This window comes from Actinoplanes sp. NPDC051411 (assembly GCF_040682075.1).
In the GTDB taxonomy this organism is placed as follows: Bacteria; Actinomycetota; Actinomycetes; order Mycobacteriales; family Micromonosporaceae; genus Actinoplanes.
Genome location: NZ_JBFBAD010000223.1, coordinates 1 through 10609, shown reverse-complemented (window position 1 = coordinate 10609; position 10609 = coordinate 1). Strand labels below are relative to the sequence as shown.

The following is a 10609-nucleotide window of genomic DNA, read 5'->3' as shown; positions in this document are numbered from 1 at the left end:
AATTGCTAACACCCCCCCAAATATAAAAAATAATATTAAGTGAATTGTTTGATGGGCCCCCACTAGACCGCGCCCCCGCCCGCCCCGGCGGCGGCCGCATTTCCAGCCAGTCGTCACTCTTTGCGGAGCCGGAGCCCCTGCATCCCGCCGTCCACCGCGAGGGCGGTGCCGGTCGTGCCGGCCGAGAACGGGCTGGCCAGATAGGCGATCGCCCCGGCCACCTCGTCGGCGGTGACCAGGCGCCCGGACGGCTGGCGCGCCTCGAGGGCGGCCCGCTCGGCGACCGGATCGGCCGCCCCGGCCAGCAGGCGCCCGATCCACGGGGTGTCGGCCGTGCCCGGGTTGACGCAGTTGACCCGGATGCCCTCGCGCAGGTGGTCGGCCGCCATGGCCAGGGTCAGCGAGAGCACCGCGCCCTTGGTCGCCGAATACAGCGCGCGCTGCGGCAGTCCCGCGGTGGCCGCGATCGAGCACGTGTTGACGACCGCGGCGTGCGAAGACTCCCGCAGGTAGGGCAGGGCGGCCCGGGTCACCCGCACCATGCCCTGGACGTTCACGTCGAAGACGCGGGCCCACTCGGCGTCGTCGTTGTCCTCGATCGTGCCCTGCGCGCCGATCCCGGCGTTGTTGACCACCACGTCGATCCCGCCCAGGGTGGCGGCGGCCGCCGAGACCGCCGCCCGCACCGAGGCGTCGTCGGTGACGTCGGCCCGGATCCCGGTCAGCGGTGCCGCGACCTCGGAGTTCAGGTCCAGGCAGACCACCGTCGCACCCCGCGATGCCAGCAGCGATGCCGTGGCGAGTCCGATGCCCGAGGCCCCGCCGGTGACGATCGCCCGGATACCGTCGAAATCCGACATATCTATCGTGGCCCCACTACTCGCTGCCGCGCGGTGCCGAGCTTGGTGATGCCCAGCTCCATGACGTCGCCCGGTTGCAACCAGACCTGGGGCTTCTGACCCATGCCGACCCCGGGCGGCGTGCCGGTGTCGATCAGGTCGCCCGGCTCCAGCACCATGAACTGGCTCAGGTAGTGCACGACGAAGTACGGATTGAAGATCATCGTCTTGGTGTTGCCGGTCTGCCGCCGCTGCCCGTTGACGTCGAGCCACATGTCGAGGTCGTTCACGTCCGGGATCTCGTCCGGCGTGGCCAGCCACGGGCCGGCCGGGTTGAACGTCTCGGCCGACTTGCCCTTCGACCACTGCCCGCCGCGCTCGAGCTGGAACTCCCGCTCGCTCACGTCGTTGACCAGCACGTAACCGGCGATCGCGGCGGCCGCGTCCTCGACCGAGTCCAGATAGGAGGTCCGGCGCCCGATCACGATGCCGAGCTCGACCTCCCAGTCGGTCTTGGCCGACCCGCGCGGGATCCGGACGTCGTCGTACGGCCCGATCAGCGTGTTCGGGCTCTTGGTGAACAGGATCGGCTCGGTCGGCGGCGTCGCACCGGTCTCCGCCGCGTGGTCGCTGAAGTTGAGGCCGATGCAGAGCAGCTGGTGCGGCCGGGCGATCGGGGCGCCGACCCGGTGGTCGCCGAAGGGCAGCACGTCGCCCGCCGCGATCCGCTCGGCCACCGGCCCGGCGAGACGGGCCGTGCCGCCGTCGCCGAAGAACCGTTCGTCGAAGTCGTGCACCAGGTCGGAGACGTCGACGTAGTGCTCGTCGTCGACGCGTACGACCGGCTTTTCGGCGCCCGGGGCGCCGATGCGCATCAGAAACACGGTTTGCTCTCCGTTGTTAGAGGACGGGATTCCAGTACGGCGTGGCCCGGCCGGACACGCCCACGTCGGCGGTGAACAGGCGGCCCGAGTCGGGCGCCTCGGCCAGCGCCTTCGCGTCGAGGCCGTCGGTGGCCGACGTGATGACCAGGACGTCGAGCGCCGGCCCGGCGAAGGCCACGCTGGTCGTGTGCGGCGCGCCGGTCTCCACCACCGCCAGCAGCTCGCCGCCGGGGGAGCGGCACTCGACCCGGCCGCCGCCCCAGATCGCGATCCAGAGGTTGCCGTCGCGGTCGAGCGTCAGGCCGTCCGGGTCGCCGTCGGTGATCCGCAGCAGCTCCCGGCGCTCCTTCGGGGCCGCGTAGTCGCGCGCCCACACCACGCCCGGCACGGTGTCGACCGAGTAGAACGTGCCGTCCGGCGCCCAGTCCATGCCGTTGGACAGGTTGAGGTCGGTGTCGATGCTGGTCAGGCCGCGGTCGGACTCCAGGCGCACCAGCACCTCCTGCCCCTGCCGCTCGTCCTGGGCCAGGCTCCCGACGACGAAACGGCCGTCCGGATCGACCGCGCCGTCGTTGAGCCGGCTGCGGGTGTGCCCGGGGAGCACGCGGGCCAGCTCGGTGCGGGTGCCGTCGGTGTCGATGCGGGTCAGGGTCTGGCCCCCGGCCACCAGCAGGGTGCCGTCGGCCGCCGTCACGACCACCCCGACCGTGGTCGTGAACGGCCACGACTCGGTCACCACCACGGTGCCGGCCTCCGGTTCCAGCGTGCCGGCGAAAACCACGCCGGCCACGATGTCCACCCAGAGCAGGCGATTTCGGTCCGGGTCCCAGAGGGGTCCCTCTCCGAGGATGTACGCGTCGGCGCCGGCCGCGTGCGCTTGGAAATACCGGGTCATCACAGCTCCGAGGGTCCAGTAACGATGGCGCGGATAGCCGGCAGGTCGTCCACGAGACGGGACAACGGTGTGCGGTAGGCGACGCAGCTGATGCTGATCGCCCCGCTGGGGATGCTCGGCGACGTGAGGAAGGCCGGGACGGCCAGGCACGAGACGCCCGGATCGGTCTCCTGGTCGTCGACGCCGTAGCCGCGCTCGCGCACCCGGTCCAGCTCGGCGTGCAGCTCCGCCGGGGTGCGCAGCGACCGCTCGGTCGGGGCGGCCAGGGGCTCGTCGCCGACCCAGTCGATCACGTCCTGCTCGGTCTTCAGCCGCTCCGCGAGCAGCACCTTGCCGACCGCGGTGCAGTGCGCCGGGTTGCGGCCGCCGACGACCGAGCTGAGCCGCACGGCGCCGGCCGGCGGGTCGAGCTTCGAGCGGTAGACCACGGTCCGCCCGTCGAGCACCGCGTAGTGGCAGGTTTCGCCGTACCTCTCGCAGAGCGCGGTGAGCACGGGCAGGATGCGTACGTGATCGGGCCTTGCCTCGTGGTGAGCGAAAGCGAGCCGGAGGAATTCGTCGCCGAGCAGGTAGCGTCCGTGGCCGTCCTGGGCGGCGAAGCCGGCCCGGCGCAGCGCGGCGAGAGCGCGGTGGACGGTCGGCTTGGGGCTGGCCATCGCCCGGGCCATGTCCTCCAGGCCGATGCCCTGGGCGTGTCGCGCCAGCTCGGCCAGCACCGCGAGGACCCGGTCGGCGCCGACGAGCCGTTCCGTCACGTCGTCGGTCACGGTTCCGGATGTTAGACCCTCATTCCAGCAAAGTGAAAGAGTCTTCCCGTGCCGGCGCCGGCCGATCTACGATGCGGGCATGGCTCCCCGCAGCGCGCAGTGGTACGGCAGTGACGACCGCGACGGCTACATCCACCGGGCCTGGATGCGGCGCGGCCTGCCCGCCGACGCCTTCGACGGCCGCCCGCACATCGCGATCGCCAACACCGCCTCCGACCTGACCCCGTGCAACGCCCACCTCAACGAGGTCTCCCGCAGCGTCGCCGACGGCATCTACCAGGCCGGCGGCATCCCGCTCAACCTCCCGGTGGTGTCGCTCGGCGAGACGCTGGTCCGGCCGACCGCGATGCTCTGGCGCAACATGGCCGCGATGGCCATCGAGGAGATGATCCGGGCCAACCCGATCGACGGCGTCGTGCTGCTCGGCGGCTGCGACAAGACGATCCCGGCGCTGCTGATGGGCGCGGCCTCGGTCGACCTGCCGGCCGTCGTGGTGCCGGGCGGCCCGATGCTGACCGGAACGTTCGGGGGTGTGCCGCTGGGCTGCGGCACCGACGTGTGGCGGCTCAGCGAAGAGGTACGCGCGGGCACGCTGAGCGCCGCCGACTTCCGGAACTCCGAGTCCTCGATGATCCGCAGTCGCGGACACTGCAACACGATGGGCACCGCCTCGACGATGGGCCTGCTCGCCGAGGTGCTCGGGATGACGCTGCCCGGCATCGCGGGAATCCCCGCCCCCGACAGCCGCCTGCTGTCCTCGGCCCACGCGACCGGCGTGCTGGCCGTGTCGATGGCACATGAAGGCCGCCGCCCGTCGACCGTTCTGTCCCGCGCGTCCTTCCTGAACGCGATCGTGGCGCTGGCCGCCATCGGCGGGTCGACCAACGCGGTCGTGCACCTGCTCGCCATCGCCGGCCGCCTCGGGATCCCGCTGACCCAGGACGACTTCGACCGGGTCGGCGCGGACGTGCCGCTGCTCGTTGACCTGCAGCCGGCCGGGCGGTTCCTGATGGAAGACCTGTTCCGGGCCGGCGGGCTGCACGCGGTGCTGCGCGAGGTGGCCGACCTGCTCGACCCGTCCGCCCTGACCGTGACCGGCCAGCCGCTCGTGTCGGTCCTGGCCGGCACCGAGGCCTACGACCGCGAGGTGATCCGGCCGCGCTCCGCGCCCCTGCAGCCGGCGGCCGGCATCGCTGTCCTGTACGGCAACCTGGCCCCCGACGGCGCCGTCATCAAACCGGCCGCCGCCACGCCGGCGCTGCTCACGCACCGGGGCCCGGCCGTCGTCTTCGACTCGATCGAGGACCTGCACACCCGCCTCGACGACCCTTCACTGCCGGTCACGCCCGACTCGGTGCTGATCCTGCGGGGCTGCGGGCCGCGCGGCTACCCCGGGATGCCCGAGGTCTCCAACCTCCCGCTGCCGGCGAAACTCCTGGCCGCGGGGGTGCGCGACATGGTCCGCATCTGCGACGGCCGGATGAGCGGAACCGCGTACGGCACGGTGGTCCTGCACGTCACCCCGGAGGCGGCCCTCGGCGGCCCGCTGGCCAAGGTCCGCACCGGCGACATCATCGTGCTGGACGTGCCGAACCGTCGGCTGGACGTCGACATCCCGGACGATGAGCTGAACGCCCGCGAGCCCGCTCCCGAAGCCGTGAAGGCGTTCGCCGCCCCGGCCCGGGGCTGGGAAAAGCTCTACGTGGACACGGTCGGCCAGGCCAACACCGGCGCCGACCTCGATTTTTTGGTCGGCGGCAGCGGCGACACGGTCTCCCGCGAGTCGCACTGATCCACGGGAAAGCTGCCGCGGAAGAGGTTGCCCGGGTCGTATCGGTGCTTGATGTCGCGCAGCCGGGCGAGAACGCCGGGAGCGAACGCGTCCGCCGCCGCCTGCCGGGGTTCCAGGAACGTGAACGGTGTGCGGCCGCTGACCGGTGACGCCGCGGCGAGTCGGTCCTGCGCAGCGGTGATGTCCCGCGCAGTGACCCCTCGACCGGGCACTCCCAGCATGCTGAGGAGGTAGGGCTCGGTCAGCGCGCCGTGCGGGCTGTCCGACGGGCGGGCCAGCGCGCCGCCCAGGTGCCGCAGCTGGACCGAGAGCAGCGGCGCGAGCGGCCCGGCCGGGACCGCGAGCTCGGTCAGCAACTCGGCCCGGGAGTAACGAACACCGGGGTTGGTCGGCTCGGCGGTGATGGACCCGAGGTCGGCGGGCGACATGCGCCGCCGGGTGTCGGACCGGGGGCGGGGCAGCCGGTCGAGCGGCGCGAGCAGGTCGCGGGCATCGTCCTGGTCGCCGAGGTAGGTGAGGTCGACCGCGACCATCGGCGGGACACCGGGAAACTGCGCCAGCTGAAGCCAGGCGCTCAGCTCGTCGGGGGCGGTCGCGGTGAGCCGGCGGTAGGCGTCGGCGACCTCGGGGGTGTGCTCGCCCGGCCACCACATGCGGCCGCCGTAGAGCCGGGGCGCCGGAAACAGGGCCAGCTCCAGCGTGGTGACCAGCGCGAAGTCGCCGCCCGCGCCGCGCAACGCCCAGAAGAGCTCCGGATCGGAATCGGCGTCGACCCGGCGCGGGCGGCCGTCGGCGTCGACCACCTCCAGCGCGACGATGCGGTCGGCGGCCCAGCCGTGCTTGCGGCCGAACCAGCTGAGCCCGCCGCCGAGGGCGAGGCCGGCCACGCTGACGACCGGCGAGCTGCCGGCCGGCGCGGTCAGCCCGTGCGGGGCGACCGCGGCCTGCAACTGCCCGGCGGTCACGCCCGAGCCGATCCGGGCACGGCGCGCGGCCGGATCGACGGTCAGGCCGGTCAGTTTCCCGGTGCGCAGCAGGACCGATCCCCCGGTGCGGCCGGTGGCGCCGTGGCCGCCGGCCTGGACGGCGACACCGAGCCCATGCTCGCGGGCGTGCCGGATCACGGCGACGGCTTCGTCGACGTCGGCCGGCTCGGCCACCGCGACGACCTCCTGCTCGACGGCCGTGTTCCAGCCGGTTGTCAGCATGCTAGCAACCTAGCATGCTAACGTCTGGGATGTGAGCGACCAGGACGTCAAGCAGTTCAACGTTTATCTGCCGGTTGAGCTGATCAGACGGGTCAAGCATCAGGCGATCGAGTCGGAGCAGTCCCTGTCGGCGCTGGTGGCAGCCGCGCTGCGGTCCTACCTCGACGGTTCCGTCGCCGACGATTCCGAAAAGGAGAAATGACCTGTGAGCACCGAGGGCATCGAGGCGGTCCATCTCACCACCCACAACTGGGGACGGGCCGCGAAGTTCTTCCAATCGCTGGGCTACGAGCTGGAGTTCGACACCGGCCACAGCTCGGGCCAGCTGCGCAACGGCACCGGGCCGACCGTGTTCATCGCCGAGGTCCCGGCCGACCACGAGCTGCACACGAAGATCATCCTGCGCGTTCCCGACGCCGGGAAGTTCTCGGCCGACGAGATCGTGGAGGTCGTGCAGCCGTTCGAGGAGACGCACTACGGCACGAACGAGATGACCGTGCGCGACCCCGACGGCCGGCAGTGGACGCTGTCCGCCCCGGTCAAGTCCTGACCGGGTCCTCCACCGCACGTCCCTGGAGGGCCTTGGTGACCCGGCTGCTCGGCGTCTTGTTCACCACCCGGCGGGACAGCTCTCCCAGCGCCCGCCGGGGGCGCGTCTCCCGCGCAACCGGCCAGGTCACCGGCGAGGCGGCCGCGGTGCGCAGCAGGCGTTCGACGGCGCGGCCTACTCCAGCGATCCGGCAGTTTGCGCACCCGGCTGTCGCTTGCAGACGGACCATGCAGTACTGGCTAGACCGCGGTGTAGCCGCCGTCGGCCACCAGGATCGAGCCGGTGATGAACGACGCGGCGTCGCTGGCGAGGAAGACGACGCTGGGCGCGATCTCCTCAGGCAGCGCGAAACGCTGCTGGGGGCAGTCCTCGACCCAGTGGCGCTGGAACTCCGGCCGGTCCACCGGTGCCATCTCGGTCTTGACGTAGCCCGGCGCGACCGCGTTGACCCGGATGCCGTACGGCGCCCACTCGACGGCGAGTGACCTGGTGAGGTGGTGCACGGCCGCCTTCGACGCGTTGTAGGCGGGCTGCCACTGCGGCCGGTTGACGATCAGGCCGGACATGCTGCCGATGTTGACGATGGAGCCCGAGCGGCGGTCGCGCATGTGGGCGCCGACGGCGAGCGAGGTCTTCCAGAGCGCGCGCACGTTGAGGTCGAACACCCCGTCCCACTGCTCGTCGGTGACCTCGAAGGAGTCGGCGTGATAGCAGACGCCGGCGTTGTTGACGAGAACGTCGATGCTCCCGCCGAAGGCGTCCAGCGCCTGTTCGACCATGGCCGCGACCTGGCGGTCGTCGGTGATGTCGGCGGTGATCGGCGCGAACTCGAGGCCGGCTTCGTGCGCCTCCGCTGCGGCGGCCAGATTGGCGTCCTCCCGGCGTCCGGCGATCGCCACCCGGGCCCCGGCCCGCGCCAGCCCGAGCGCGAACGCCTTGCCGAGCCCCTGGTTGCCGCCGGTGACGAGCGCGGTCCGGCCGTCCAGACTGAACAGGTTTTTCATGCGTGAAGACCCTTCCCGAGGAGCACATGTGGAGTCTCCTCAGATTGTCGCGATCTCCTGGGGCCGGCGCTGCTGAAGCTTCGAGTGGCCCGGGGGCCGTAGCGTGGAGTGGTGGCCGAGAAGGACGACCGGGCACGTGGACCGTCCTGGTGGGAGGTCGGCGCCGTTCTCGGCGTCTCGGCCACGATCTTCAGCGTCGCCGGCTCGTTCATCCAGGTGGAGACCGAGTGGCTGAAGCTGTGGGACATGGCCGCGGCCGCGCTGGCGATCGGCCTGGCGGCCACCGCGTACCTGTGGAGACGTCGCCTGCGGCGGTGGATCCCGGAGCATCGTCACGGTCACGCGGCCGCCGGCTTCCTGACGGGTCTGGTCGCCCTGTTCGTGCTGCTGCTGTTCATCGGCCCGAAAGCGTTTCCCGCCGACACGCACGACCGGTCCGAGCAGGAAGTCTGGGCAAGCCGGGAAGACAATGTGTCGGTTCCGCTGCCGGCTCACAAGGGCTGGGCGATGACCGACTTTCCGGTCAAGCTGGCCTATCTGCGATCGGTCGAGGTCGCCGCCGCGCCGGAGAACGCCCGGCTCGTCCTCAACGTCTACGACGCGAACCAGAACGTCGTCGCCTCGGGTGAGGCGGTGGTCGTGAACTGGCGGGCCAAGGTCGTGTTCGACCCGCCCCGGGACATAGCCCACTTCGTCGGGTCCCGCCTCTACCTGTCCGTCGACAACATCTTCGGCCAGGACGCGCGCGTCTACTTCACCAAGGACGACGAGGCGCCCGGCTATACCAGCTACCTGCCGTGCCCGCGGACCCGCCGGCTGGATTGCCCCAATCCGTACGATCGGGACCTCATGGTGCTGGTCATCGGCCGCCGCTCGGGCTGAGAAAGTGTCAGAGGCGGGTGGCACCCTGTCGGCATGGAGATGGAAGGTCGCGTCGCGGTCGTCACCGGGGCGGCGGTCGGGACAGGGCAGGCGACCGCGTGCCGCCTCGCGGAGTGGGGCGCGCGGGTTGTTCTGGCCGACATCGGCGACTGCGCCGAGACGCTGGGCCTGATCGAAGGCGCCGGCGGCGAAGCGGTCGTGGTCCGGGCCGACCTGTGCGACGACGGGCAGGCCGAGCGGCTCGTCGAGGTGGCGCGGCAGCGGTTCGGTGGCCTGCAGATTCTCGTCAACAACGCCGGCGGCGGCCGGCCCGCCGCCCGATATCCGGATGCCACGCCCGCGCAGTGGTCGTCGGTGCTGGGGCTCAACCTGCGCGTGCCGATGCTGCTCACCCAGCTGGCCCTCCCAGCCCTCTCGGCGACCGGCGGCGTGGTCGTCAACGTCGCGTCGACCGCGGGGCTCGACCAGACGCCCTACGAGTGGCCGGAATATGCGGCGGCCAAAGCCGGCCTGATCCGCTTCACCACCGCGATGGCCACCCGGTCCGAGGGCGTGCGGGTCAACTGCGTGGTGCCCGACTGGGTCCGCACGAGCCGGGCCGAGGCCGAGCTGGCGGCGATGACCGCCGATGAGCGCGCCGCCGTTCCCGACCCCGTTCCGCTGCCGGTCCTCACCGGCGCCGTGCTCGAGCTGGTCGGCGACGCCACTCTCTCCGGTCAGGTGGTCGTGCTGCGATAGAGTTCCGGCTGCTCAGGGCCGTGTGGGATGTCGATGCGGGCCTCGCCGGTGCGCAGGGCCCGCAGGATGACCCGGCCGACGTAGGAAGGGCTGTGCGCGACCGCTCCGGGCCGCAGTGCCGGGGAGCCAGGCAGGTAGGCGCCGTCGCGGAATTCGGTGGCCGTGATCGACGGCAAAACCAGGGAGACGTCGATGCCGTCGTCGGCGAACTCCTTGCGGGCCACCTCGGCCAGCATGTTGACCGCGGCCTTCGACGCCGCGTAGGGGCCGACGCCGGGGATGGCCTGACGGGTGGTGCCCGAGCTCACGGTGACGATGCGGCCGGAACCCTGCCGGCGCATCACGGGCCGGACCGCCTGCATCGTGGTGAGGACGCTGACCACGTTCAGGTCGAGGAGCGACCGGAACGCGTCCGGGTCGACCTCGTCCAACCGGTGGTGAAAGCCGGCGCCCGCGTTGACGACCAGACCGTCGATGCGGCCGTGGCGCTCCACCGTGGCATCCACCAGCGCCGAGAGCTGCGAAGGGTCGGTCACGTCGGTCGGCACCGCCAGGGCGCCGCCGAGATCGGCGCTCAGCGAGGCGAGGCGATCGGCGCGCCGCGCGGCCAGGACCGGCCGAGCGCCTGAGGAGAACAGGAGGCGCGCGGTCGCCTCCCCGATGCCCGACGAGCTTCCGGTGACGATGACGACCTTGCCGGTCAGATCCAGGGGAGCGGTCACCCGATCATGGTGCCACCACGGTCGGTAGATCGTTTGCGGGCGGTGATTCGGGGGTATCTGGGCTGCTCATGGCATTTGTCGTCAACAGCGCGGGAGGAGGAGAAGATGCCGAGAATTGAGCCCGATCCGGACCGCTACCCGCCACTTGACCCCGGCGCGCCGATACCCGACGACCCGGGTGAGCTGGAGCCGGACACCCCGGACCCGCTGCCCCCGGCGCCGGTCGAGCCCGTGCCGGAGACCGAGCCCGAACCGGCGAAACCGGACGGCGTGCCCGAACCGGCGTAGTCGTCCAGGGATGAGACGCGCTGGGGCCGGCCCTCGCGGG

Annotated in this window: 14 protein-coding genes; 6 read left to right on the top strand and 8 right to left on the bottom strand. The window is 71.6% G+C overall.

Translation table 11 applies throughout. The annotated features are described in order from the left end of the window. Positions 1-113: 113 nt before the first annotated feature. Genes AB0M88_RS51530 through AB0M88_RS51515 form a run of 4 tightly spaced genes read right to left on the bottom strand, consistent with a single transcriptional unit; the run spans position 114 to position 3385 of the window. Positions 114-860 (bottom strand): SDR family oxidoreductase, encoded by a 747-nt coding sequence (locus AB0M88_RS51530; RefSeq protein WP_364115404.1) that lies wholly within the window; start codon positions 858-860, stop codon positions 114-116. A gap of 2 nt (positions 861-862) precedes the next feature. Beyond that, positions 863-1723, bottom strand: a complete 861-nt coding sequence (locus tag AB0M88_RS51525) for a fumarylacetoacetate hydrolase family protein (protein ID WP_364115402.1) — start codon at positions 1721-1723, stop codon at positions 863-865. A gap of 16 nt (positions 1724-1739) precedes the next feature. After that, positions 1740-2618, bottom strand: a complete 879-nt coding sequence (locus AB0M88_RS51520; RefSeq protein WP_364115400.1) for an SMP-30/gluconolactonase/LRE family protein — start codon at positions 2616-2618, stop codon at positions 1740-1742. After that, positions 2618-3385 (bottom strand): IclR family transcriptional regulator, encoded by a 768-nt coding sequence (locus AB0M88_RS51515; RefSeq protein WP_364115398.1) that lies wholly within the window; start codon positions 3383-3385, stop codon positions 2618-2620. Before AB0M88_RS51515 ends, AB0M88_RS51520 begins: the two co-directional genes overlap by 1 nt. Positions 3386-3464: 79 nt before the next feature. On the opposite strand from AB0M88_RS51515, the gene AB0M88_RS51510 reads away from it, so the two are divergent. After that, a complete protein-coding gene (locus AB0M88_RS51510) occupies positions 3465-5177 on the top strand; it encodes an IlvD/Edd family dehydratase (RefSeq protein WP_364115396.1) in 1713 nt (570 codons plus the stop codon). Here the strand turns inward: AB0M88_RS51510 and AB0M88_RS51505 are convergent. Beyond that, positions 5084-6385 carry an FAD-binding protein gene (locus AB0M88_RS51505; protein WP_364115394.1) on the bottom strand — a complete coding sequence of 434 codons (1302 nt, stop codon included), beginning with the start codon at positions 6383-6385 and terminating at the stop codon, positions 5084-5086. The two genes, AB0M88_RS51510 and AB0M88_RS51505, sit on opposite strands and share 94 nt — an antisense overlap. A gap of 31 nt (positions 6386-6416) precedes the next feature. On the opposite strand from AB0M88_RS51505, the gene AB0M88_RS51500 reads away from it, so the two are divergent. Together AB0M88_RS51500 and AB0M88_RS51495 are read left to right on the top strand one after the other, a co-directional pair. Beyond that, positions 6417-6587 (top strand): ribbon-helix-helix protein, CopG family, encoded by a 171-nt coding sequence (locus tag AB0M88_RS51500; protein WP_364115392.1) that lies wholly within the window; start codon positions 6417-6419, stop codon positions 6585-6587. A 3-nt stretch (positions 6588-6590) separates the two neighbouring features. Further along, positions 6591-6935, top strand: coding sequence for a VOC family protein (locus AB0M88_RS51495; protein WP_364115390.1), 345 nt, complete (start codon positions 6591-6593; stop codon positions 6933-6935). Here the strand turns inward: AB0M88_RS51495 and AB0M88_RS51490 are convergent. After that, complete coding sequence (locus tag AB0M88_RS51490) at positions 6925-7164, bottom strand: hypothetical protein (protein WP_364115388.1); 240 nt, start codon at positions 7162-7164, stop codon at positions 6925-6927. The two genes, AB0M88_RS51495 and AB0M88_RS51490, sit on opposite strands and share 11 nt — an antisense overlap. 10 nt (positions 7165-7174) lie before the next feature. Next, complete coding sequence (locus tag AB0M88_RS51485; RefSeq protein WP_364115386.1) at positions 7175-7939, bottom strand: glucose 1-dehydrogenase; 765 nt, start codon at positions 7937-7939, stop codon at positions 7175-7177. Between the two features lie 111 nt (positions 7940-8050). Here AB0M88_RS51485 and AB0M88_RS51480 point away from each other — a divergent pair, with 111 nt between their 5' ends. Both AB0M88_RS51480 and AB0M88_RS51475 read left to right on the top strand, forming a co-directional pair. Beyond that, complete coding sequence (locus AB0M88_RS51480) at positions 8051-8821, top strand: hypothetical protein (protein ID WP_364115384.1); 771 nt, start codon at positions 8051-8053, stop codon at positions 8819-8821. A gap of 33 nt (positions 8822-8854) precedes the next feature. Beyond that, complete coding sequence (locus AB0M88_RS51475; protein ID WP_364115382.1) at positions 8855-9559, top strand: SDR family NAD(P)-dependent oxidoreductase; 705 nt, start codon at positions 8855-8857, stop codon at positions 9557-9559. On the opposite strand, the gene AB0M88_RS51470 is transcribed toward AB0M88_RS51475, so the two are convergent. Then, entirely contained in the window at positions 9538-10281 is a 744-nt protein-coding gene (locus tag AB0M88_RS51470) for an SDR family oxidoreductase (RefSeq protein WP_364115380.1), read from the bottom strand. The two genes, AB0M88_RS51475 and AB0M88_RS51470, sit on opposite strands and share 22 nt — an antisense overlap. Before the next feature lie 105 nt (positions 10282-10386). Here AB0M88_RS51470 and AB0M88_RS51465 point away from each other — a divergent pair, with 105 nt between their 5' ends. Then, positions 10387-10569 (top strand): hypothetical protein, encoded by a 183-nt coding sequence (locus tag AB0M88_RS51465; protein WP_364115378.1) that lies wholly within the window; start codon positions 10387-10389, stop codon positions 10567-10569. The last annotated feature ends 40 nt before the right edge of the window (positions 10570-10609 follow it).

Coding starts and splice junctions, on each gene's coding strand:
- AB0M88_RS51490 (WP_364115388.1), bottom strand. CDS start 7,164: ATGGTCCGTCTGCAAGCGACAGCCGGGTGCGCAAACTGCCGGATCGCT.
- AB0M88_RS51485 (WP_364115386.1), bottom strand. CDS start 7,939: ATGAAAAACCTGTTCAGTCTGGACGGCCGGACCGCGCTCGTCACCGGC.
- AB0M88_RS51520 (WP_364115400.1), bottom strand. CDS start 2,618: ATGACCCGGTATTTCCAAGCGCACGCGGCCGGCGCCGACGCGTACATC.
- AB0M88_RS51465 (WP_364115378.1), top strand. CDS start 10,387: ATGCCGAGAATTGAGCCCGATCCGGACCGCTACCCGCCACTTGACCCC.
- AB0M88_RS51475 (WP_364115382.1), top strand. CDS start 8,855: ATGGAGATGGAAGGTCGCGTCGCGGTCGTCACCGGGGCGGCGGTCGGG.
- AB0M88_RS51530 (WP_364115404.1), bottom strand. CDS start 860: ATGTCGGATTTCGACGGTATCCGGGCGATCGTCACCGGCGGGGCCTCG.
- AB0M88_RS51505 (WP_364115394.1), bottom strand. CDS start 6,385: ATGCTGACAACCGGCTGGAACACGGCCGTCGAGCAGGAGGTCGTCGCG.
- AB0M88_RS51510 (WP_364115396.1), top strand. CDS start 3,465: ATGGCTCCCCGCAGCGCGCAGTGGTACGGCAGTGACGACCGCGACGGC.